Source organism: Bacillus clarus (assembly GCF_000746925.1).
GTDB classification, from domain to species: Bacteria; Bacillota; Bacilli; order Bacillales; family Bacillaceae_G; genus Bacillus_A; species Bacillus_A clarus.
Window position 1 is genome coordinate 3107265 of sequence record NZ_JMQC01000008.1, and the last position, 22523, is coordinate 3129787.

Sequence of the window (22523 nt, forward strand, 5' to 3'; positions counted from 1 at the left end):
AACGGACATAGAATTCTATGTCCGTTCTTTTCATTTGGAGAATCTTTGGTTCATTTGAATTAATATATACACATGATTTTAGAAAAACGGATGATACCCCAGCAGCACTAGCTGGAGAAATGGAATATAGCTTTAAAACGACAATCTAGATATAAATATAGCGCTATTTTTCAGAAGGAAGTAGCAAGCGTAAAAGAGAAAGCTATTGATTATGATAACGAAATTGTGGGCTGTTTTACTCAATATTATGCAGTATCTAAAATAAAATTATAGAGGTGTTTCTTATGACTAATATCGTTAAAATTAGAGCCAGTGTATTTATTCCAATGTCTTGGACTGAAGCTAAAAAGGATATGGAAACAGGAAAAGTAATCCAATTCGAAGGTGATTCACGTGAATTTACACCACATGCGGTAAATACTATGCGCTCTAGAGTTGAGCAAGAGGTAGTAGTGGATTTTTATAAAGAAGAAGTGTTTTCATATGCGAACACGGGTATTACGACAGAGAAGGTTACAAACCCAGACGGTTCTGTGAATAAAAGAACAGGAAAAGCGAGTACTGAAAATATTGTGTGTACTCATATTATATGGAGTTCTGACGGTGTGCAATTCAAAATGAGTGCAAGCGCTAGTAATCCATTAAATGTATATGCACCTCCTGTAGATTATTTATTAACTGTATGTGTGAAAAAGGATGGTAGTATCGATATTCAAGGAGAACATGATGGATTCCCTTGTTTTGAATTTTATAAGCAAGTAGATTTCGGTTCATTTGAACAAATTTATACACATGACTTTAGAGAAACTGGTGATACAGCTGCAGCGTTAGGTGGCGACATGGATTATAGTTTTACAAAGAGTTTATAAGAAATAAGGTAGTAGACCGGTTAATCCCTAGAAGGTTGAGAAAAATAACCTCCTTTACAATATACCCTAAAGGGTATATGATATTATACAAAGTTACAAAGTAATGTATAATTACGGAGGTGGGCTACAGTGGAATACAATCAAGATATGAAAAACAGATTGAAACGTATTGAAGGTCAAGTTCGTGGTGTACTGCGGATGATTGAAGAGGGAAAAGATTGCCGAGAGGTTATTACACAGTTAACGGCATCTCGTTCTGCATTGGATCGTACAATTGGATTAATTGTAGGAACAAATTTAGAGCAATGTTTGCGTGAACAGTTTGAAAAAGGGAATGGATCAAATGAAGATTTAATTAAAGAAGCTGTTCAATTACTAGTGAAAAGTAGATAATCTGTCAACCGAATGTGTTGACAGATTTTAAAAAACATTTTAATATACCCCTACGGGTATATGTATGTTAACTATTAGAGGAGGAAGTAAATATGAGTATAAAAGTTGATACAAGTTTAGATTGCAAAGGTTTGGCCTGTCCGATGCCGATTGTGAGAACGAAGAAGGCGATGGAACGATTAGAATCAGGGCAAGTTATTGAAGTAGAAGCGACGGATAAAGGTTCTACGGCAGATATTCAAAGTTGGGCGAATAAAGTAGGGCATCAATTTATTGGAACGAAGCAAGAGGGAGATATATTCAAACATTATGTAAGAAAAGTGCATGAACATGAAATGAAGGAAGTTGTGAAATATCCTCATACGATAACGAATGAGGAATTGCAGGCTAAATTGTTAGAGGGGGAAGAGTGTACCATAATAGATGTTCGCGAAGCAGCGGAATTTGCCTTCGGTCACATTCTATCTGCCATTTCGATTCCATTAGGTGAATTGGAACATGCTATGCTAGATGCTAAGAAACCAATCTATGTTATTTGTCGCACAGGTAATCGTAGTGATGTAGCGTGTCAATTGTTACGAGAGAAAGGTTTTTCAAATGTGAAAAATGTTATTCCAGGCATGTTACAGTGGCAAGGGAATATAAAACAATAAGCGTATATTTTTTTAAAATGAAATATACCATAGGGGGTAAGGTAATGGGTGTTAAGCCTATGCAAGCACAATATGCGGCAGAGAGAGTTTTATTTGGAGAGTTATTTATTTTGGATGTTCGTAATGAAGCGGACTATGCGGAATGGAAAATTGAAGGAAAACAAATTTCTTCGATTAACAGACCTTACTTTGATTTATTAGATGGTGTAGATCATATTTTAGATGAACTACCGAAGGATAAAGATGTTTTAGTTGTATGTGCAAAAGAAGGGTCTTCTCAGTTTATCGCAGAGCAGATGCTAGAGGCTGGATTGGAAAAGGTTTATTATTTAGCTGGTGGTATGAAAGCTTGGAGTGAATATGTGAAGCCAGTGAAAGTAGGTGATTTCAAAGATGGAGGAAGTATATATCAATTTAATCGCCTTGGAAAAGGATGTTTATCTTACATGGTTATTTCAAATGGCGAAGCAGCGGTAATTGATGCGGTGAGAACGATTGAAGCGTACGAAGAGTTTGCGAAAGAGCAAGGGGCTGTCATTACGAATGTGATGGATACACATTTACATGCAGATCATATTTCTGGTGGGCGCAAGTTAGCTGAAAAAGTGGGTGGTACGTATTGGTTGCCTCCAAAAGATGCGGAAGAAGTTATTTTCTCTTATGAACCGCTTGTAGAAGGTGCTGTTATTACGGTAGGGGGTACACGAATTCATATTGAGGCCATTTATTCACCAGGGCATACGATTGGCAGTACATCATTTATTGTAGATAACGCTTATTTATTATCAGGTGATATTTTATTTGTAGACTCTATCGGGCGTCCAGATCTTGCAGGGAAGGCTGAAGATTGGGTGAGTGATTTACGTAGCACGTTATATAACCGTTATAAAGAATTATTTCAAGGTTTAATTGTCTTGCCAGCTCATTATTCGAAAATAAGTGAAATGGATGAGAGAGGTATTGTGAGTGCGGATTTAAAAAAGTTATTTAAGAATAATGCGGGGCTAAATATTAATGATGAGGCAGAGTTTCATAAAATTGTTACAGAGAATTTACCGCCTCAGCCAAATGCATATGAAGAAATTCGTCAAACGAATATGGGAAGAATTCATCCAAGCGTAGAAGAAGAGCGTGAAATGGAGATTGGCCCCAATCGTTGTGCTGTTCACGCGTAAGGATGAAATGAAAAATTGGAGGTATAGATGATGAATGTAAAACAAGTATTAGATGCGAAAGGTTTAGCATGTCCGGTTCCGATTGTAAGAACGAAGAAAGCGATGGATACTTTACAATTAGGAGAAGTATTAGAAGTGCACACAACGGATAAAGGTGCGGTAAAAGATATTCCAGCGTGGGCAAAAACAGGTGGTCATGAAATGTTAAAACATGTAGAAGAAGATGGTGTGTTGAAATTTTGGATTAAGAAAGCGTAAAGAATAGTTAATTTTTAAACATTTAAATACCCCTATAGGTATGGAGGAGAGCAAAGTGGAAGAAAAGAAAAAGACGACAATTGTTTTATTTAGCGGAGATTATGATAAAGCAATGGCAGCTTATATTATTGCAAATGGTGCAGCGGCGTACGATCAAGAAGTGACTATTTTTCACACGTTTTGGGGATTAAATGCGCTAAGGAAAGATGAGCATGTAAAAGTGAAGAAAAACTTGTTAGAGAAGTTATTTGGAAAGATGATGCCGCGCGGTGCAAATAAGATGGGATTATCGAAAATGAACTTTGCAGGTATGGGACCGAAAATGATAAAACAAGTTATGAAGAAGCATAATGCAATGCCTTTGCCGGACTTAATTGATATGGCAAAAGAGCAAGGAATTAAGTTAGTAGCTTGTCAAATGACGGTAGATTTATTAGGGTTAAAAGAGGAAGAGATTATGGCAGATGTAGAATTTGCAGGAGTAGGTGTATATTTAGCTGATGCTTCAGATGGAAATGTGAATTTGTTTATTTAAAGAAGACAGTACCTTCTTTTCAGAAGGAGGCAGATGAGGTATGAGTTTTAGTTTTATGTTGTTACTTTTTGTCATTGGTTTTATAGGATCATTTATATCAGGGATGGTTGGGATTGGTGGAGCCGTTATTAATTACCCAATGATCTTATATATTCCGGTAGTACTGGGGTTTGCAGGTTATACAGCGCATGAAGTGAGCGGTATTACAGCGGTGCAAGTGTTTTTTGCAACTTTTGCAGGTGCGTGGGCATATCGGAAAAGTAATGATATGGATAAGACGTTAGTAGTTTATATGGGAGCTAGCATATTAATGGGAAGCTTCATAGGAAGCTTTGGTGCTAATGTGTTAGATGAACATGCTGTAAATATCGTTTATACTGTGTTAGCTACTATTGCGGCTATTATGATGTTTATACCAAAACAAAATAGCTGTGAGGATTTAAAAGGTGTCACATATAATAGATGGCTAGCAAGTATGTTAGCATTTATTGTAGGAAGTGCCTCAGGAATTATCGGTGCAGGCGGTGCCTTTCTTTTAGTTCCGATTATGCTAGTCGTTTTAAAACGATCAATACGTACGACCATTGCAACGTCGATAGCCATCACTTTTATTTCTTCAATCGGAATTACTGTGGGTAAAGTAGTTACCGGGCAGGTCGTTGCCATTCCAGCTCTTATTGTAGCTGTTGCAAGTTTAATTGCATCACCGCTTGGAGCACGTATAGGGAAGCGAATGAATCAAAAAGTTTTACAATATGTATTATCTACCTTAATTGTAGGTACTGCTATAAAGATGTGGATTGATATGATATTGAAGTAAAAAAGGGTGCTGCATGCAGCACCCTTTTTTTACGCCCAAATAACCTGCATTAATTTCTTTTGCTCATCATTAGCTAATTTGTATAACATTCTCGTATGTTCAAAGACAAGTGCAGGATTAAAGTGTGGCTCTGAGAATACGAGAGAAGCTGAAATGTCGATAGAGTTTTTATTATTGAGTGTGAACTTCGCAAATCGATAAGATGTGTTTAGCTCATTGATTACGTGTAAAATATCATTTTTTGACGTTGAATCGGCTAAATGAGCGACATTGAAACAGTATATATCCACAGTAGGATGATCATTATGGAAAGCAGCGATAAGGTGGATTTTTGCGCCACTTTCTAAATCTAAGTTTACTGAGAAGTATACAGAACCGTCATTTTCATCTATATTTTCTTCCATATATATATCATTGGATTTTAGGTAGTCTTTAAAATCTGAAATGTTATGTTTTACTGCAGCTTTCATATGTATGAGCCCCCTGATAATTGGAATAGATTACTACCATTTATTATAATTTAAAAATATTAAAAAAGATAGTTAGAAAGTTCTGATTTTTGTACGTTTAAAAGAAACCGAGCTCTACCTCCATAGAACTCGGTTTCTTTTTATTCGTTATTATTAGATGATGTTTCTGTATCTTCTTCGTTATTTTTATTGTCTCTGTTACTTGATTCATGTTTATTATTTCCAGACTTGGACTCTTTTGTACTCTCAGACTCAGATTCTTTTGTTTTCTCTGTATTTGTTTTTTTCGTATCAGAGTTGGATGATTTATATTCAGGTAACCCAAGGTGAGTACGAAGTTCATTCGTTGTAGTTGTTAAGGCCTTCTCATCTGGTTTGTAGTAATATGTTCTTCCACCGCCAGCAGACTTACTGCATGTATCATCGCCTCTCGCCATGTAGCAGTCGTCGCCTGTAATTTGTAACTTCTCAATAGAAGAGTCTGACCCGTATTTATAGAATGAAAGCATATCATCAAATGTTAAGTTTGTAACGAATTGTCCGTTAATGTCATCGATAATATCGCCTACTTTTGTTACAGATCCAACACTTGTAAGCTTTTTCAAAATCGCTTCAATAACGAGTTGTTGACGTTGTCCACGCATCGCATCACTATCAACGTGTCGTGTTCGAGCAAGAGCAAGAGCTTCCTCGCCATTTAACTTTTGAATACCTTTTTCCAGGTGAATTGCCTCAGCGTTATCATTGCTGTCTTGTTCAGTAAATTCAACTGGTACATCGACTTCGATGCCTCCTAGATCATCAACAATTTTTATAAATGATTTGAAGTTAAATTTTACAAAGTAATCGACAGGAACATTTAGTAATTTTTCAACTGCATCAATACTCGCTTGTGGTCCACCGTTTTTTCCATTTTTAGCTGAACCAAATGCATGAGCATGTGTAATCTTATCTTTTTTCTTTTCTATTGGGATATAAGTATATGTGTCTCGTGGAATACTTAAAAGTTTTACAGTTTTGCTATCTTTATTAAATGTTGCAAGTAATAATGCATCAGTTCTTATAGCTTCACCATATTCTTTCCCACGGACGTCGCTTTCATCAACGCCCATTATTAATACAGATACGTTATTCGTAATAGGTTTTACAGCCTTATCACGTAAATCAGATTTATTACCGCGTGCTAAGTCGTGAGCGGCATTTCGAATAGCAGAAGATGCTTTATTTACTAAAAACCAAGTATAACCGCCGCCTATTATTAAAAATAATAGAATAATGCTTATAATAATCTTTGTTTTTTTCTTTCCTTGTTTCGGCTTATTTCGTGTATTTTTTTGCAAAGATGGGTTTTGCTCCATTTCTTGTACTCCTTCATTTGGATTAAAATACGATACTCATATCAACTAATTATAATGAAGTTTAGCGAAAAAAAACATTACAAATCATTTACATTTCGCAAAAATTCAATTTATTTTATAAAAAGTCAGATTATTAATATTTTACTTTTAAGATGTAAAATAAGTATAAGGCGTTTTAGTAGAAATGAAAATATGTATTATCAGAAAGTGATAGAGAAGTAAGATTTGTTGAAATATAGCCAAGAAGAGGATACTATATCTTTTTTCATTTCTTATATAATGAAGGAGAATTTTGACGGATAGAGGAGAGAATCATAATGAACCATACACCATTCCGAACGATTCTTGTAAATGAGAAGGAAGAAAATCAATTTGAAAGAGATGTTGTAAAAAGAGCAATAAGCGATTTACCTGAAGGAGAAGTGTTAATACATGTTCAGTATTCTTCATTGAATTATAAAGATGAACTTTCAGCTACTGGTAATAAAGGTGTGACAAGAAAATATCCACATACACCGGGAATTGACGCGGCAGGAGAGGTTATTAGTAGCGAAAATCCTTCTTTGAAGAAAGGTGACCAAGTTATTGTGACTGGATATGATTTGGGAATGAATACATCTGGTGGCTTTGGAGAGTATATTTGTGTGCCAGCTGATTGGGTTGTTCCTTTACCTGTAGGAATGTCTTTGAAAGAAAGTATGATGTATGGAACAGCGGGATTTACAGCTGCTTTATCAGTATATAAGTTAATGGAAGCGGGAATTTTTTCTAATATGGGAAGGATTTTAGTAACTGGTGCAACCGGCGGAGTAGGTAGTGTAGCGGTTAGTATTTTAGCGAAACTAGGATATGATGTAGTAGGTGTAACAGGAAAGATAGAAGAGAAAGATATGCTGCTAAGTTTAGGTGCAAAAGAGGTTATCCAGCGTGAAGAGATGAATGATAGATCAGGAAGACCAATGTTAAAGGGCATATATGCGGGAGTAATTGATACAGTGGGCGGAAATATATTAGCAAGTGCTTTAAAAGTTGTGAGGTACGGAGGCTGTGTAACGACATGTGGTAACGTTGCAGGGCATGAACTTCAAACGACTGTATTTCCTTTTATTTTGCGTGGTATTAGTCTTCTAGGAATCGATTCTGTTCAATGTCCAATGGATGTGAGACGGAAAGTGTGGGTATTGTTAGCGAATGAGTGGAAAAACTTAGAGTTATTATCGTATACAGCAGAGTGTACGTTAGAAGAATTAAATGAAAAGTTTGAGCTTATATTGCAAGGGAAGTTAAAGGGAAGAACAGTTATAAATATGAAGTGAAAAAAGAGACGCCAGTTTAAGGCGTCTCTTTCCTATTATAGTGATTGTTTTAGAGCGATTTTTCCTTGCTCACCTAAAACTCCATCTGCGATGTTTACAGCGTGATCGCCGATACGTTCTAAATTACTTACCATATCAACGAAAATAATGCTCGCATCACCTGAGCAGCTACGCTCGTTTAGACGTAATACGTGGCGTTTGCGTAGAACGCGTTCCATTTGATCAATCTTACGTTCTTTTGCAATAACCGTTTGTGCTAGCTCAGTATCGAAGTTCATTAAAGCATGGATTGCATCTTGTAATGTTGAAATTGTTAATTCAAGCATTTCGTTTAATTCAGCAAGTGCCTCGTCCGATAGCTTAACACGGTTAGAAATTTGGAAGTCCACAAGTTCCACAAGATTTTCTACGTGATCTCCCACACGTTCAATATCACCCACAACACCTGCTAGGACAGAATGCTTTTCAGATTCTATAGATGAAAGTGGTTTTTCTGATAGTAAAACTAAATACTCGGTAATTTTTTTATCTAAATTGTTAATAGCTCCTTCTAATTGAGTAGCCATATCAGCGTGTTTCTTTTCTTGTGTATTTAAAAACTGGTTTGCTTCTTTTAGACCATGCAGCGAAAACTCAGCCATACGAACAATCTCTTTTTGCGCTTCTGTTAGTGCGATAGCAGGAGATTGTTCAATGAAAATTGGGTTTAAATGTTGCGGTTTACAATCAATAGCAGAATCTTCGCCGCGAATAATTTTTGTGACAATCCATGCTAACACTGCAATGAATGGGAACTGGATAATTGTATTCGTTACGTTAAATGTTCCGTGTGCAAAAGCAATTGTCATTTCTGGATTTAAATTTAATGATGTTTGGAAATAGTGAATTAAGTTTGTAAATGGTACTAATAAAATTGTAAAGATAATTGTACCTACGATATTGAAGATAACGTGAACTAATGCTGCACGTCTTGCTGCAATAGAAGTACCAATTGCTGCTAATACAGCTGTAATTGTTGTTCCGATATTATCACCGAATAATACAGGAAGAGCAGCTTGTAAATCAATGGCACCTTGACCGAATAGTTCTTGTAAAATACCAATTGTTGCGCTTGAACTCTGTACAATTAAAGTAAATACTGTACCGACGATAATTCCTAAAACTGGACTATTGCTCATACTAACTGTTAATTCTTGGAATGACTCTAGAGAACGAAGAGGTTTCATACCTGTACTCATTAATTCTAAGCCGAAGAATAACATACCAAAACCGAAAACAACTTGTCCTAAAGATTGTACTTTTTTATTTTTAAAGAAGAATAATAAAATAGCTCCGACTGCCATGATTGGGAGAGCATATTCTCCGATTTTAATTCCGATAATAAACGCAGTAACTGTCGTACCAATGTTGGCACCCATAATAACACCGATAGCTTGTCTTAATGTCATAAATCCAGCACTTACAAGTCCGACTGTTAAAGCTGTTGTTCCTGAACTAGATTGAATTAATACAGTAACTAACATACCTGCTAGTACACCCATAAGTGGGTTTGTTGTAAAGCGATCGAGAATATCACGAAGACGATCTCCAGCTGCTTGTTGCAGTCCATCGCCCATGTATTTAATTCCGAATAAGAAAATACCTAATCCACCAATAAATTGGAAGACCATATCTTGAACATTAAATTCCACGCATTCCACTCCTTAAATTTCATGTACGATGTAATTATTAACTAAACCTTGAATCACTGTAAACGATTTATCGACAAATTTTACACTAAATTTACAAAGTGATAAAAAATTTACAATTAGTTAAAAAAAACCTAGGTTTAATTGGTTTTAATGTGGGATATAGGATTTTCTTGTAAAGAAATAACATACATTATGGTAGTTCTGTGCATGTTTTTTGATGAAATTTAGAAAAATATGTGGAGAAATGGATGATGTTTGAAGTGGATTTATTTGCTGAAAAGTAAAAGGTTAAAAGCAGTGTGATTTCATCTAGGAAATCCACTGCTTTTATACTTGTTTTTATATATGAGTTTCAAATGCGAGTACCTCAAAAAAGAACCGATTAGCATTATCCAACAGCTTTTTCGTTTGTTTTATTTCTCTGTTTTTGTTTCCGTAAGTTTGTGATGTAAATGAAGAGAAAGGCGATAAGTAATAGGGACGAATAGCGATATACAGTTGCATAGTCTGTAAAATGTGCAACGAATCCGAAAATAATTGCACCAGCACCAATACCAAGGTCGAATGCAGAGAAGAATGTTGCTGTTGCAACTCCGCGGCGATGTGGTGATACACGGTCAATCATCCATGCTTGTAATGCTGGTTGAATCGCGCCAAATCCACTTCCATAACAGCTTGCGGCAATAATTAGACTTGGAATGGAAGTTGTATAGGACAATAATATAATCCCTACAAACGTTAAAATAACTCCTGGAATGATTACAAATGTATGGCCTTTTGCATCATATAATTTTCCGGAAACTGGACGTGTTACAGCGATTGCAAGTGCATTAAATAAAAAGAATAAGCTAATGTCAGCAATTCCAACTTGGGCGGCAAATAACGTAATAAAGCTTCCAATTCCTCCGTACATTAATGTAATACACAATATTAATAATGAAGGAAGTAAAGCTTTTCGTTCAATAAAGCTGTCTAAAAAGCTATTAGCTGCTTGTTGCGGTGGTTGTTGTGCTTTTTGGATCTTAAGTAGTTTCGTTAATAGTAAAGAAACAATTGTACAAGATAGTGCGCATAAAAAAAGGATAGTAAAGTTATAAGTTTGCATAAGCCATAGTCCGATAAGAGGACCAAGTGCCATAGCAATCACCGAAATATCCCATGCCTTCTCCGCGGCGGGCTTGTGGAATTAAATCAGATACAACAGTTCCGTATGTAGTAGTTGTAATGCCGAAACCAGCCCCGTGTAAAATTCGGACGGTGAGTAAGAGGAAGACAGTTGAAGCGAAAAGGTAGCTACCCATAGCAAGTAAACAAATAGCGGTACCAATCATTAAGATGATTTTTTTATTGAATTTCTGCAATGCATTTCCAGTTAGTGGTCTAATAAAGAGTGCGGCAACAGTAAACATACCGACAACAAATCCGATGCTTGAACTTGTGCCACCAATTTCTTTTACGTAAACAGGTAAAGTAGGAATTAACATTTGAAACCCTAAAAACATGCATAAGTTTGCTAGAATTAAAGCAATAAATGCTTTTGTCCATAACGGTTCTCGTTTTACGAGTACTGCTTCTCCCATAAATTCATCCCCTATTTAAGTTTTTCTCTGCTCTTTCGAGTATATGTATTGGTCAATGTAACAGTCAAGGAAGGCGCATTGAAACCGTATAACAATTTTTAAGGCGGAAAAACTGACAAATTTGTGGAAAGGCTACACAACTATGAAAAAAAGAAGTAAAGTATAGATGTATAGTCTGCTAGTTGTTATGAATGATAGAATTGTTTTTTGAAAAGAAAGCGGATTCAAATTGTAGTGAAATAGATGGGGATTTATGCTTTTTTACTACATATATTTGAAAAGGTTTACAATATGATGAAGAAAGAGGCGTATACATATGAAACGATTAGGTATTTCTATTTATCCAGAACACTCGACAGTAGAGAAAGATAAAGAATATTTAACCCTAGCGAGTCAATACGGCTTTACACGTGTATTCACATGTTTATTATCTGTAGATGGAGAGAAAGAGAAAATCATTGAAGAATTTAAGGAAACGATTTCTCATGCAAATGAATTAGGTTTCCAAGTATTAGTGGATATTAGTCCGGTTGTTTTTGAACAACTCGGAATTTCTTATCATGATTTATCGTTCTTCCATGAATTGGGTGCATACGGTATTCGTTTAGATGTCGGTTTCTCAGGGCTAGAAGAATCAATTATGACATATAATCCGTACGGCTTAAAAATCGAGATTAATATGAGTAATGGTACGAAATATGTTGATAACATTATGAGCCATAGACCAAATCGTGAGAATTTAATTGGTTGTCATAATTTTTATCCACATCGTTATTCAGGCCTATCATATGACCACTTCATTAAGTGTTCGAAACAGTTTAAAGATTGCGGTATGAGAACAGCTGCTTTTATTACATCATTTGATGCAACATACGGACCGTGGCCAGTAACAGAAGGGCTATGTACGTTAGAACAGCATCGTGAATTACCGATGACAACGCAGGCGAAGCATTTATTTGCAACAGAATTAATTGATGATGTTATTATTGCAAATGCTTACGCGTCAGAAGAAGAATTAAAGGCGCTTGGAGAATTAAATAAAGATAAGCAAACATTTGATATAGAATTATATGAAACAACAACGGAGTTAGAAAGAATTATTGTATTAGAGGAACCTCATTTTTATCGCGGGGATGTATCTGAATATATGGTTCGTTCTACACAAAGTCGTGTGAAATATAAAAAAGAAGAGTTTAAACCTCACAATACGATAGTAATTAGACGAGGCGATATTTTAATTGATAATGAACAATACGGTCAGTATAAGGGCGAACTGCAAATCGCATTAAAAGATATGGTGAATACAGGGAAAACAAATGTTGTTGGCCGAATTATAGAGGAAGAGATTTTCTTATTAGATTATTTACAAGCATGGGATAAGTTTAGATTTATGTTAAAGAAATAATGAGTATATAGAGAAAATAGAAAGGAAAAAGCTACTGATCTCAGCAGCTTTTTTCTTTTGGTTCTGGTGCTTTCTGGTGTTCCGTATTGGTCATTAAGAAGTGTACGAAAATATATTGATTTGTTGAAGCTTAGTGGGATATCAATTTGTAAATTAGATAGAATAGCAAGTTATACGATTGATACTTCGGTGGTAGATAAAATTGATAGAACAGAATAAAAGGGATACACCCGATGAAAAAACGCTAATGTACATGCCCGTTTGCATGTGCATTACCTATTTAAGTACAGTGAAGAAAAGAAATAGTATCATACAGGGAGAGAAAACCCGTGTCGAATCAATTAGTAAACTTGCGTATTGATTTTGCGTTTAAACACTTATTTGGTACAAGCGGTAGTGAGGAGATTTTAATTTTATTTTTAAATGCGATGTTAAAAGATGCTATTATTACCAGCCAATGAAGATGAACATCTTACAAAAACATTGGAGGATATTGCCATGAACCAAGATCCTGTTTTACAAAAAGCGATGAATAAGTGGGAACGAATGAGTCAAGATTCTTCTTTCCGTCAAGCGTATGAAGCAAGGGAAAAAGAGTTAATGGATGAGGCAGCTAAGTTCGCTCATGCAGAGCAACAGGGAATAAAAAAGGGATTGAACAAGGAAAAGGTACAATTAATTCGTGGGATGCATAAAAACAATGTTTCTGCAGAAGATATCGCAAAGTTTACTGGTATTAGTATAGAAGAAATTCGAAAAATTTTAGTATAAATTAATACAACAAATCATCTTGAAGGAGATGCCGATAGATGAACGGAAAAATATCTTCGGTACAATTGCAGAAGAGGAACTATTTTTACTAGATTATATTGGGCCTTGTACGCAGTTTGGTTGTGTAGAGTGACATATGCTTCTTTATATTTAGCCTAAAATAGGAGTCAGTCTCAATGTAGAGAACTGACTCCTATTTTTTATAGCAATTAATTAGTTTAAAATTTTTACTTTAACTGTTTTACGTCCCCAAGTACTTGATTCATCTTTTGAACCAAATAGAACGTCAATACGGTTACCTTTAATTGCGCCACCAGTATCACCAGCGATTGCTACTCCGTAACCCTCTACCCATACTTTTGAACCTAATGGAATCACGTTTGGATCAACTGCAATTAGTTTCATGTTTGGATTTGTTGTTAAGTTATGTCCCATTGCTGATTTTACATGTTCTCCTGGCTTGTAACCATTTTCAGCGGGATCTGCCGTGTAAGCTGTTGCTACAACTGTTAACTCACGAGCACCGGCTGGTGTGTTCGTTTCAGTTTCTTTAGCAACAGGTTGTTGTGTTGCTGGTTTTTGAGTTTTAGCAGCTTGACGGGCTTCAGCCGCTGCTTGAGCTTCAGCCGCTTTACGAGCTTTAGCTGCCTCTTGAGCTTTAGCTGCTGCTTGAGCTTCAGCCGCTTCCTGAGCTTTAGCCGCTTCACGAGCTTTAGCTGCCTCTTGAGCTTTAGCTGCTGCTTGAGCTTCAGCCGCTTCTTGAGCTTTAGCTGCCTCTTGAGCTTTAACTGCCTCTTGAGCTTTAGCTGCTGCTTGAGCTTTAGCTGCTGCTTGAGCTTCAGCTGCCTCTTGGGCTTTAACTGCTTCACGAGCTTTAGCTGTTGCTTGAGCTTCAGCTGCCTCTTGAGCTTTAACTGCTTCACGAACTTTAGCCGTATCTTGAACTTTAGTTACTTTTTCAGCTTTAACTGCTGGCTGAACTTTAACTGGCGCTTTACCTGTTAAGTAAGGAACATGTACATAAGCTGTTTTTCCGTTATATTCAAATTGGATCCAATCATTTTGTACTTGGTGAGTTGTTTCGATTACATCATCTTTTTTCAATTTACCAAGAATCTCTGAATCTGTATTCGCACCAGCACGTACGTTTAATACGTTTGCTGTTACGTAGTAAATATCTTTTGTAAAGTCAGCACTTATGAAAGCCTCTTTACCACTATTTAATTTAACTTTTGACCATCCATTTTCTGTATGTAAAACATTTACTTTATATCCATCTAATACTTTACCGACAACTTTTGATTCAGTAGTTGGGTTTTCTCGTACATTTAATACATCAGTTGTTACGATAGTTTCTGCTTTAGCAGATGTTGTGAAAATCCCAAGACCAAAAACTGCTGCTGTTGCTATACCCATAAATTTTTTCATAATAGCCTCCATTGCATTTGTTTTCGTTGACCTCATTATAGCAACCATTATTTTCTTATTTGAGGAAATCACAAAATTACAAAGCATTCGTAATAGGGTATTAACATCCTGTAATAATTCCATTAATATCCTGATAACGTTTTCTTTTTGTTTTTTTGAGGGTTTAGAACTTTGAATTCATAAAATCAACACTATTTTGATTGCTAGTAGATTAGTAATGTGTCATTCATGTTACAGAGAGTTTGATGGATGATTACAAAAGGGGTGAATTTTACTATTAAAAGAATAATATAGTTATATATATATAACTTTTATGCTTATAAAATTATATATAGGGGGTGAATTTTAATGAAATAGCGATATAATTGTTACAAAATAAGTTGTAGTATGGAAAAAATTACTCCTTGAATTTGTTCTGTTACATATTGTTTTTGCAATAATACGATTGCATGATAGCTTTTGCGAGAAATATAAGTTTAAAGGATAAAAAGATTTAGAAAGGCTTTTGTAACGTGCAACATATATAATAGAAGAAACCTAATTTGAAGGAGAAATATCGTCTTTAATTAGCTGGTGAATAAGTGTAGAGTTCTATAGTAGAAGTTAGAGGTTCTTATATTTGTCGGAGCGCCGATATAATTTACTAGAAAGTTTCTTATCTTCAACAGAATAAAAAACCGTAGGGGTGTAAATTCCTACGGTTTTTTTGGCCTTATTTATTCATATCGTAAACATTCAATTGGATCAAGTTTTGCAGCTTTGTTAGCTGGTAGTAAACCGAATGCAATACCGATTAGCATTGAAATACCTACTGAAAGAAGTCCAAGTTCTTTTGAGATAACAAGTGGCCATCCGGCAAAGATTGAGACGATCCAAGCGAAGAAAATACCGAGCATGAATCCGATGAAACCACCTAATCCAGTTAAAATACAAGATTCGATTAGGAATTGTGTTAATACTTTACCGCGTGTTGCACCAAGTGCTTTACGAATACCAATCTCACGTGTACGTTCTGTTACAGATACAAGCATAATGTTCATTACACCAATACCACCAACAAGTAGAGAGATAGCGGCAATACCACCGAATACCATTTTCATCATACCGATTGATTCATCTAGTTGCTTCGTAAATTCACCCATATCTTGAGCTTCAAATTTATGCTCAAATTTAGGAGCTTTCATTTCGTTTAAAACGGAAACGGCTTGTTTTTCTACACTTTTACGCTCTGCTGGCGAATTTAGTATTAATTTTACAGAGTCATACTCAGTTACTCCTGAAATTACAGGAGCGTTTTCAAGTGATGTATATCCTTCTGACATAGCCATTCCGAAATCGTTTTTTGCTTCATACACACCGACTACTTTATACGGTTTCCCTTTTATATCTGTATATAAATTTGATTCCCAACCGTTAAATAATTTATTGAAAGCTTCTTCATTTAAAATAACAGCAGGGATTGCTTGTTTTAATTCACTATCATTTAATTCACGACCGTGAACTAATTTTATTTTCGCATCTGTCATGAAGGCGCCTGTTCCACCTTTTAAATCAAGAGAGACATCTTTTGAACCAGAAGATGCTTTTACTTTCATACTCACATCAGGGTAAACATCTTTAACGCCTGGTACAGTTTGAAGACGTTTTAGCATATCAGCTGTGATTTTGGCACTATCTGTTCCGAAATCAGGATTGTTGTAGTAAATCGTTACTTCAGTATCTTTTCCTTGGCCTAATTCTTTTTTAAACTTTGCATTTGTACCATCACCCATTGAAATGATAGTAATAATGGCACTAATACCGATAATAATTCCTAGCATTGTTAATATAGAACGCATTTTATGAGCAAAGATAGAGGAAAGGGCCATGCGTATATTTTCACTCGTGTTCAAAATTAACCTCTCCAATCTTGGACGATATTTCCGTCACGAATTACAATTTGTCGAGCTGCGGCTTCTCCGATTTCACGATCGTGGGTAATCATAATGATTGTTGAGCCTTGTTTGTTTAATTCGTAAAAGAGGTCCATAATTTGTGTACTCGTTTTCGTATCAAGTGCTCCCGTCGGTTCATCGGCTAAGATGAATTTCGGGTTATTTACAATTGCACGGGCAACAGCGACACGCTGTTTTTGACCACCTGACAATTCGTTTGGTAGGTGGGTAGCACGATCTGCTAAACCTACTTTTGTTAAAGCGGCTAATGAGCGCTCGCGTCTTTCTTTTTTATCAACTCCAGCGTAAATAAGAGGTAATTCTACATTTTGAAGCGCTGTAAGTCTCGGTAGTAACATGAAGTTTTGGAATACGAACCCGATCTCTTTATTACGGACATGCGCCAGTTCTGTTTCAGACATGTTTGAAATGTTTTGACCAGCTAATTCATACGTACCTGTCGTTGGTTTATCTAAGCAACCGATAATATTCATTAACGTTGATTTACCAGAACCAGATGGTCCCATAATAGAAGTGAATTCTCCTTGGTTCAGTGTTACGTCAATTCCGTGTAATATTTGAACGGACTCTGCACCGTTTTGGAAGGATTTCGTGATGCCTTTTAAGTTAATCATTCAACGACAACCTCCATACCATCTTTTACACCTTTTTCAGGTTTAGAGATAATTTGTTCTCCTTTTTTCACTCCAGAAACCTTTGCTTCACTATCTGTTTGGAATTCAACAGTAACAGCTTGTTCTTTCGCTTTTCCGTCTTTTACAACAAATACAACATTTTTATCTCCTTTTTTCACAATGCTGCTTTTAGGAATGATAGTACCAGTTGCCTCACCAGATTTACTTGTTACGTATACGTGGAAGCCGTTTTGTAATCCTTCACTATTATCTAATGTGACAGTGAATTGATAATTAGAAACTGTTTTGTTTTCGTCCACGCTCTTTAATGGTGTAGAGCTGATTTCTGTCACTTTTCCTGTCCACGTCTTACCAGCAACCGTTTTTGATGAAACGGTTACTTCTTGCCCAACCTTTATGTTAGAAAGTTCATATTCAGATAGCTGCCCTTTTACTTTTAATGGACCAGCGTGACGAAGTGTAATACCGCTCATGCCTGTTTTTTCATCTGTATTTTTAACGATATCATCAATTACACCATCAACAGGGCTTGTTACAGAAAGGGTATTTAGTTTTTCTTTGTTTGATTTAATCATTTGATCAGCTTTTTCAACTTCAAATTTTTTCATTTCAAGCTGTGATTCTAATTGTTGAATTTCAGTTTCTGATGCCTTTAACAGTTCTTGAGGTGAACCAGCATTTTTATCTTTTTGTAGTTTTTGTTTTGCTGTATTTAGTTGTTTGTTTAGTAAGTCAACTTCTTTGTTAGCGAGTTTCTTTTGCATCTTTGCTTCAGTTACTCCTAGTTGCATAGAAGGATCATTATATTTAAAGAGAAGCTGTCCTTTTTTTACTTCATCGCCTTTTTTGACAGCTAATTCATACGTACCTTTTGTTGGGTCAAATGAGATCGTTTCAATACCATTTGGAATAACTTCACCGCCAAATTTTTGTGCGTTCTCAATTTGTTTCTCTGTCACTTTATAACCGCTATATGCCATTGCTACTTCAGAACTACCGCCAGCAAAAGCAAAATATGATCCAGCTGCAATTCCGATTGCTACTACACTAGTAATTAAAACTTTATTTTTCTTCTTCATTTATTTATCACCTTTTCGCTCGTTTTTGTATCTGCTTTCAGTATAGAAGAAGAAAAGAATGTGACAAATCGTTTTAGCTTACAATAACATTACACTTTTGTAAGGTTATATATGAAGATGTGAACGTATAGGCTTTATGCGGGACAAGCTTGAGTAGTAAGCAAATTGATTGACTGTTTTTTCTTTCTTAAAATAATATTGTATGAAGGAGAGGAGGAAGGAAGATGGAAGCTTATTTTGGAGTGGCACCACTAAAACCATTTATTCCATACTCAAAATAACATGTCATTATATTACTTATTATTTTGGTAGGGATTTCTTTTTTGTACCAATACCAAGATGTACTTCTTCAGCACGAATGGAATATAACAGTTCGGTATGCAGTTGCTTTTTTGTTTATCGGTAGTGAAATTGGACTTGATGTATGGCAAATAAAAGCTGGTATTTTTCAGCTTAGCACTTCGTTGCCGTTTGAGTTATGTACGACTAGTTTATTATTAGCGTCAGTTATGATCATAAACTAGCGATTTTTTTGCGTGCGGAAAATATTTACAATTCTGAAAATTGTGCGTAAAATAAAAGAGATTATGAAATTGGATAGAAAGAAGGGGGAAAATGGCAAGAAAGGTTATTTTTAATAGTATAGAGATTGTAATTCAATTTATACTTTCCATTCTAGGCATTATCTGTTTAGGTACATTACCAAAATTATTCCAAGGTTTAGAGTTTAATGTTTTAGGCTATGTAACAAATTTACAAGAAGTGTTTAAAAGGTTATTGGATGTTACAAATTTACAGTATGCCCAGGGAAAACCGATATTTCCACAGTTGTTTTTCCATTATAAAGAAACGATGATTATTTTTTTATCGGCATTTCTAATTTCCTTATTAGTAGCATTTTGCATTGTTTATATCATTATGAGCAGTCATCCACGTATACAGCATCGAATCAAATCTTTTCTTCTCTTTCTAGAATCTATTCCGGACATTCTTCTTATTATTGGTTCTCAAATTTTAGTAGTATGGTTTTTTAAAAAGACAGGTTTTCTACCTTTCAAAATTGCTGCAATAGGAGAGGAGTCTATTTGGGGATTACCTATATTTTGTTTAAGTATCCCAACTACAGTTATGTTCGTAAAACTATTAGTATTGCGTTTTGAAAACGAATTGGAGCAAGACTATGTTTTATTCGCGAAAGCAAAAGGACTAGATCGATTTCATATTTTGAATCATCATATTTTACGAAACGTATTGCTTAGTACACTCTTTTTTGCGAAGACGAATATTTGGTTTATGTTATCTAATTTATATATTATTGAATATATTTTTAATACGAGAGGTATTTTTATATTTGTTAAAAGTTATCCAATGATTGAAACATTCATCGTTAGTTTAGTACTCATTTATATCCCGATTTTTATTTTATTTAAGGCATTTCATTATTTTGTTCCAGCTGCGATGAAGGAGAGATTATAAAATGTGGGCATATGTAAAACGTGATAAAAGGTTTTGGATAAGCATTGGATTTCTTCTTTTATTAATTCTTTTAAGCATTGGAAATACGATATGGAATGATAGTCACATTCGACAAGTAACATTGCAATATGATGCAAAAGGGAATCCAGAAGTACCACCATTTCCTCCTTCATGGCAATTTTTATTAGGTACAGATCGAAAAGGTTATGACCTTTTAAATTTAGTAATTGAAGGGGCAAAGTGGACAATTGGTATATCGCTCCTTATCGCAACATTACGTACGATTATCGGTGTGTTGTTCGGTGTCATACTCGGAACATACATAAAAAGAGGCTTTACAAAAATTGAAGCTTTTTTTGATGGACTAACAGTCATTCCAACAGTAATGATTGCGTTTTTCATGCTTCAATCTGCGAATGCATTTAGAAATGGAGAAGAGACATCTACTTTTTTTGAGAGAGCTTCTTTTCAAGTTACATTACTTGTAGTTTTAGCAATTCCAATTATTGCACTTTATGTTGCGAATGAAGTTCGTAAGTTACAAAGCGAGGAGTTCATTGATGCCGCACGTATATTAGGGGGAACGCGAAGGCATATTGTCATAAAACATATTTTTCCGCATTTATACATGAGTTTTATACTCGTATTTATGCAACAATTTATTCAAACACTTACTATTTTTCTTCATCTAGGATTGCTTGAAGTCTTTTTTGGAGGAACAGTTGTGTTTGGGGGAATGGAAAAAGAGTTAGATTCCTACACGCATGAATGGTCAGGGTTAATAGGCGTGTATTTCCGATCTTTAACAGTACATTCATGGATCCCTCTCGTTCCAATAACTTTCTTTGGACTTACTATTTTTGCGGGAAATATGATCGTAAAAAGTATAGAAGAGGCGATGCTGAAAGTTCGATTAGGAATAGGAGTGAAAAGAGAAGAGGCGGAAACGGTGCAACCGGCTATACAGTCGAAAGATGAGTTATTTACATTTAAACATATGATGTGAAGAATCTAGTGCAAGGCATATATTAATTGGGTATTTAATAAGTAATGGTAATGTAAAAGTGATAAAAGAAGCAAGCATTGACTTAATGCTCGCTTCTTTTCTTTATTTCGTAGAAACTTCACCTTCTGCTTCTGTTTGTGGAATAAAGTATCCGATTATACCTCCGACGATTGCTGGAACAATCCAGCCGATTCCTAATTTATAAAAAGGAATTGTACTTACGATGGAAGTAATAGCATTTGGAATCATTCCCATGTTATCAAGAGCATGAATACAGCTAATAATGAATGCGGCAATCATTGCACCAATATATACAGAAGGTTTACGTTTCGTGTATTTATCAATAAATGATACGAGAATTAAAATGATTGTAATTGGATACAAAATAATTAAAACTGGCAATGTGATTTTAATTAATAAGCTTAAACCTAAGTTTGAAATGACGAAGCTAAACATACATACATATAATACGAGCTTTTTATATGAAACGTTAGTTAGTACTGTTGTGAAATAGTTTGCGAATGCACTTACAACACCAATTGCTGTCGTTAAACAAGCAAATATAATTGCAATGCTTAATAAAAGATTCCCGCTTGTCCCAAAGAATTGATACATAACAACTGCTAACAGCTGACCACCGTTTTCAAATTGGCCTAAGTTTCCGTTTGAAGCCCCAATATAACCAAGTAAGAAATAAACAATTGTTAAGAAAAGGGCTGCAATGCTTCCGCAAATGATTGTATATTTTGCAATCGATTCTTTCTCTTGTATACCGTTTTGGCGAATCGCATTTACAACAATTGTTGATAGAACGAGAGCACCAATTGCATCTAATGTTAAAAATCCTTCGAGAAATCCTTTGAAAAATGGAATTTCTTTATAGTCACCAGTAGGTGGTGTGAAAGCCCCTGGTGAAAGAATCGCTTTTGTCGCCATAATTGCAATAATTCCAAGTAAGATTGGTGTTAATATTTTACCGATATGATCGACTAATTTGGATGGGTTTAACGATAAAAAGTAGACGACTGTAAAGAAAATAGCACTAAAGATTAACATCGAATACCATTGGTCTGGGAAAAGTGGTGCAATTCCAATTTCGTAAGAAACAGAGCCAGTTCGTGGAATAACAAATAGTGGGCCGATTGAAAGATAAATAATGATGGCGAGTACTACTGCGAATTTTGGATGAACACGGCTTGCTAAATTGTTAAAACTACCACCCGCGAGAGCGACAGCAACGATAGCTAATAAAGATAGACCGACGTCTGTAATAATGAAGCCTGTAATGGAAACCCACATATTTTCTCCTGAAGAAAGTCCGAGAAGTGGTGGGAAAATCATATTACCAGCGCCAAAGAAAACTGCAAATAGTAATAAGCTAATCGAAAGTATTTGCGCTGGCTTTAAAGTTGTACGCATATATAGAAAATCCTCCTAAGAAGTATTTTGTCGAAAATTCAAACAATTTGTCGAGTAACTGTTATTATTTTAAAGGTCTGATGACTAGAAAGCAATAGGGAATTTTAAAGATACTAAAAAATAATTCATATAACTGAATAAATATACTATTTATATCTTGAATAGGAAATATTTTACTTTTTGTATTCATAAAAAATACACATATCGGTATGATATGTGTTGTTAGCACAA

The 22523-nt window shown here is 35.3% G+C and carries 20 protein-coding genes and 5 pseudogenes; 16 read left to right on the forward strand and 9 right to left on the reverse strand.

Annotation, left to right across the window (positions count from 1 at the left end):
* Positions 1 to 44: 44 nt before the first annotated feature.
* From DJ93_RS30735 to DJ93_RS16900, 8 genes and pseudogenes are all read left to right on the forward strand, one after another.
* Positions 45 to 149, forward strand: a pseudogene (locus DJ93_RS30735) (DUF3238 domain-containing protein); the annotation flags it as partial.
* Between the two features lie 135 nt (positions 150 to 284).
* Positions 285 to 869 carry a DUF3238 domain-containing protein gene (locus tag DJ93_RS16870; protein WP_042982064.1) on the forward strand — a complete coding sequence of 195 codons (585 nt, stop codon included), beginning with the start codon at positions 285 to 287 and terminating at the stop codon, positions 867 to 869.
* A 129-nt stretch (positions 870 to 998) separates the two neighbouring features.
* Complete coding sequence (locus DJ93_RS16875) at positions 999 to 1262, forward strand: metal-sensitive transcriptional regulator (protein WP_042982065.1); 264 nt, start codon at positions 999 to 1001, stop codon at positions 1260 to 1262.
* Positions 1263 to 1354: 92 nt separating this feature from the next.
* Complete coding sequence (locus DJ93_RS16880; protein WP_042982066.1) at positions 1355 to 1915, forward strand: sulfurtransferase TusA family protein; 561 nt, start codon at positions 1355 to 1357, stop codon at positions 1913 to 1915.
* A gap of 44 nt (positions 1916 to 1959) precedes the next feature.
* On the forward strand, positions 1960 to 3090 hold the full coding sequence (locus DJ93_RS16885) for an MBL fold metallo-hydrolase (RefSeq protein ID WP_042982068.1): 1131 nt from the start codon (positions 1960 to 1962) through the stop codon (positions 3088 to 3090).
* A gap of 27 nt (positions 3091 to 3117) precedes the next feature.
* Positions 3118 to 3348 (forward strand): sulfurtransferase TusA family protein, encoded by a 231-nt coding sequence (locus tag DJ93_RS16890; RefSeq protein ID WP_042982069.1) that lies wholly within the window; start codon positions 3118 to 3120, stop codon positions 3346 to 3348.
* A gap of 40 nt (positions 3349 to 3388) precedes the next feature.
* Positions 3389 to 3883: a DsrE/DsrF/DrsH-like family protein gene (locus DJ93_RS16895; RefSeq protein WP_181969196.1), complete on the forward strand. Its 495-nt coding sequence runs from the start codon at positions 3389 to 3391 to the stop codon at positions 3881 to 3883.
* 40 nt (positions 3884 to 3923) lie between these two features.
* Positions 3924 to 4703 carry a sulfite exporter TauE/SafE family protein gene (locus tag DJ93_RS16900; RefSeq protein WP_042982072.1) on the forward strand — a complete coding sequence of 260 codons (780 nt, stop codon included), beginning with the start codon at positions 3924 to 3926 and terminating at the stop codon, positions 4701 to 4703.
* Positions 4704 to 4732: 29 nt separating this feature from the next.
* Here the strand turns inward: DJ93_RS16900 and DJ93_RS16905 are convergent, their stop codons facing one another.
* Positions 4733 to 5173 (reverse strand): hypothetical protein, encoded by a 441-nt coding sequence (locus DJ93_RS16905; protein WP_042982073.1) that lies wholly within the window; start codon positions 5171 to 5173, stop codon positions 4733 to 4735.
* 140 nt (positions 5174 to 5313) lie between these two features.
* Positions 5314 to 6531, reverse strand: a complete 1218-nt coding sequence (locus DJ93_RS16910) for an LCP family protein (protein ID WP_042982074.1) — start codon at positions 6529 to 6531, stop codon at positions 5314 to 5316.
* Positions 6532 to 6848: 317 nt separating this feature from the next.
* On the opposite strand from DJ93_RS16910, the gene DJ93_RS16915 reads away from it, so the two are divergent.
* Positions 6849 to 7847 carry a YhdH/YhfP family quinone oxidoreductase gene (locus DJ93_RS16915; protein ID WP_042982075.1) on the forward strand — a complete coding sequence of 333 codons (999 nt, stop codon included), beginning with the start codon at positions 6849 to 6851 and terminating at the stop codon, positions 7845 to 7847.
* 35 nt (positions 7848 to 7882) lie between these two features.
* Here the strand turns inward: DJ93_RS16915 and DJ93_RS16920 are convergent, their stop codons facing one another.
* Both DJ93_RS16920 and DJ93_RS16925 read right to left on the reverse strand, forming a co-directional pair.
* Entirely contained in the window at positions 7883 to 9538 is a 1656-nt protein-coding gene (locus DJ93_RS16920; protein WP_042982076.1) for a Na/Pi cotransporter family protein, read from the reverse strand.
* A 388-nt stretch (positions 9539 to 9926) separates the two neighbouring features.
* Positions 9927 to 11118, reverse strand: a pseudogene (locus DJ93_RS16925) (MFS transporter).
* 316 nt (positions 11119 to 11434) lie between these two features.
* Between DJ93_RS16925 and DJ93_RS16930 the strand changes: the two are divergent.
* From DJ93_RS16930 to DJ93_RS32235, 4 genes and pseudogenes are all read left to right on the forward strand, one after another.
* Positions 11435 to 12523, forward strand: coding sequence for a DUF871 domain-containing protein (locus DJ93_RS16930; RefSeq protein WP_042982077.1), 1089 nt, complete (start codon positions 11435 to 11437; stop codon positions 12521 to 12523).
* 329 nt (positions 12524 to 12852) lie between these two features.
* Positions 12853 to 12984, forward strand: coding sequence for a PD-(D/E)XK nuclease family transposase (locus DJ93_RS34825; RefSeq protein WP_374937159.1), 132 nt, complete (start codon positions 12853 to 12855; stop codon positions 12982 to 12984).
* A pseudogene (locus DJ93_RS16935) lies at positions 12962 to 13294 on the forward strand (Rpn family recombination-promoting nuclease/putative transposase); the annotation flags it as partial. The gene DJ93_RS34825 and the pseudogene DJ93_RS16935, both read left to right, overlap by 23 nt.
* Positions 13290 to 13427, forward strand: a pseudogene (locus DJ93_RS32235) (phospho-sugar glycosidase domain-containing protein); the annotation flags it as partial. The pseudogenes DJ93_RS16935 and DJ93_RS32235, both read left to right, overlap by 5 nt.
* 80 nt (positions 13428 to 13507) lie before the next feature.
* Here DJ93_RS32235 and DJ93_RS16940 read toward each other — a convergent pair.
* From DJ93_RS16940 to DJ93_RS16955, 4 genes are all read right to left on the reverse strand, one after another.
* Positions 13508 to 14845 carry a 3D domain-containing protein gene (locus DJ93_RS16940; protein ID WP_117287841.1) on the reverse strand — a complete coding sequence of 446 codons (1338 nt, stop codon included), beginning with the start codon at positions 14843 to 14845 and terminating at the stop codon, positions 13508 to 13510.
* A 593-nt stretch (positions 14846 to 15438) separates the two neighbouring features.
* Positions 15439 to 16590: an ABC transporter permease gene (locus DJ93_RS16945; protein WP_420911796.1), complete on the reverse strand. Its 1152-nt coding sequence runs from the start codon at positions 16588 to 16590 to the stop codon at positions 15439 to 15441.
* 26 nt (positions 16591 to 16616) lie between these two features.
* Entirely contained in the window at positions 16617 to 17291 is a 675-nt protein-coding gene (locus tag DJ93_RS16950; protein ID WP_000609100.1) for an ABC transporter ATP-binding protein, read from the reverse strand.
* The gene (locus tag DJ93_RS16955; RefSeq protein ID WP_042982081.1) at positions 17288 to 18391 is read right to left on the reverse strand and encodes an efflux RND transporter periplasmic adaptor subunit; all 1104 of its coding nucleotides are present in this window, start codon (positions 18389 to 18391) and stop codon (positions 17288 to 17290) included. Before DJ93_RS16955 ends, DJ93_RS16950 begins: the two co-directional genes overlap by 4 nt.
* A gap of 224 nt (positions 18392 to 18615) precedes the next feature.
* Here DJ93_RS16955 and DJ93_RS16960 point away from each other — a divergent pair.
* The 3 genes and pseudogenes from DJ93_RS16960 to DJ93_RS16970 all read left to right on the forward strand — a co-directional run.
* A pseudogene (locus DJ93_RS16960) lies at positions 18616 to 18909 on the forward strand (TMEM164 family acyltransferase); the annotation flags it as partial.
* A 97-nt stretch (positions 18910 to 19006) separates the two neighbouring features.
* The gene (locus tag DJ93_RS16965; protein ID WP_042982083.1) at positions 19007 to 19867 is read left to right on the forward strand and encodes an ABC transporter permease subunit; all 861 of its coding nucleotides are present in this window, start codon (positions 19007 to 19009) and stop codon (positions 19865 to 19867) included.
* A gap of 1 nt (position 19868) precedes the next feature.
* Positions 19869 to 20873, forward strand: a complete 1005-nt coding sequence (locus DJ93_RS16970; protein ID WP_042982084.1) for an ABC transporter permease — start codon at positions 19869 to 19871, stop codon at positions 20871 to 20873.
* 102 nt (positions 20874 to 20975) lie between these two features.
* On the opposite strand, the gene brnQ2 is transcribed toward DJ93_RS16970, so the two are convergent.
* Positions 20976 to 22292, reverse strand: coding sequence for a branched-chain amino acid transport system II carrier protein BrnQ2 (gene brnQ2 / locus DJ93_RS16975; protein ID WP_042982085.1), 1317 nt, complete (start codon positions 22290 to 22292; stop codon positions 20976 to 20978).
* Positions 22293 to 22523 lie beyond the last annotated feature (231 nt).

Bases quoted from the DNA above. Each gene is read 5' to 3' on its own strand.
- DJ93_RS16930 (WP_042982077.1), top strand. From the start codon at position 11,435: ATGAAACGATTAGGTATTTCTATTTATCCAGAACACTCGACAGTAGAG.
- DJ93_RS16965 (WP_042982083.1), top strand. From the start codon at position 19,007: ATGGCAAGAAAGGTTATTTTTAATAGTATAGAGATTGTAATTCAATTT.
- DJ93_RS16940 (WP_117287841.1), bottom strand. From the start codon at position 14,845: ATGGAATTATTACAGGATGTTAATACCCTATTACGAATGCTTTGTAAT.
- DJ93_RS16890 (WP_042982069.1), top strand. From the start codon at position 3,118: ATGATGAATGTAAAACAAGTATTAGATGCGAAAGGTTTAGCATGTCCG.
- DJ93_RS16910 (WP_042982074.1), bottom strand. From the start codon at position 6,531: ATGGAGCAAAACCCATCTTTGCAAAAAAATACACGAAATAAGCCGAAA.
- DJ93_RS16880 (WP_042982066.1), top strand. From the start codon at position 1,355: ATGAGTATAAAAGTTGATACAAGTTTAGATTGCAAAGGTTTGGCCTGT.
- DJ93_RS16955 (WP_042982081.1), bottom strand. From the start codon at position 18,391: ATGAAGAAGAAAAATAAAGTTTTAATTACTAGTGTAGTAGCAATCGGA.
- brnQ2 (WP_042982085.1), bottom strand. From the start codon at position 22,292: ATGCGTACAACTTTAAAGCCAGCGCAAATACTTTCGATTAGCTTATTA.
- DJ93_RS16895 (WP_181969196.1), top strand. From the start codon at position 3,389: ATGGAGGAGAGCAAAGTGGAAGAAAAGAAAAAGACGACAATTGTTTTA.
- DJ93_RS16885 (WP_042982068.1), top strand. From the start codon at position 1,960: ATGGGTGTTAAGCCTATGCAAGCACAATATGCGGCAGAGAGAGTTTTA.
- DJ93_RS16905 (WP_042982073.1), bottom strand. From the start codon at position 5,173: ATGAAAGCTGCAGTAAAACATAACATTTCAGATTTTAAAGACTACCTA.
- DJ93_RS16915 (WP_042982075.1), top strand. From the start codon at position 6,849: ATGAACCATACACCATTCCGAACGATTCTTGTAAATGAGAAGGAAGAA.
- DJ93_RS16900 (WP_042982072.1), top strand. From the start codon at position 3,924: ATGAGTTTTAGTTTTATGTTGTTACTTTTTGTCATTGGTTTTATAGGA.
- DJ93_RS16945 (WP_420911796.1), bottom strand. From the start codon at position 16,590: ATGGCCCTTTCCTCTATCTTTGCTCATAAAATGCGTTCTATATTAACA.
- DJ93_RS16950 (WP_000609100.1), bottom strand. From the start codon at position 17,291: ATGATTAACTTAAAAGGCATCACGAAATCCTTCCAAAACGGTGCAGAG.
- DJ93_RS16970 (WP_042982084.1), top strand. From the start codon at position 19,869: ATGTGGGCATATGTAAAACGTGATAAAAGGTTTTGGATAAGCATTGGA.
- DJ93_RS16870 (WP_042982064.1), top strand. From the start codon at position 285: ATGACTAATATCGTTAAAATTAGAGCCAGTGTATTTATTCCAATGTCT.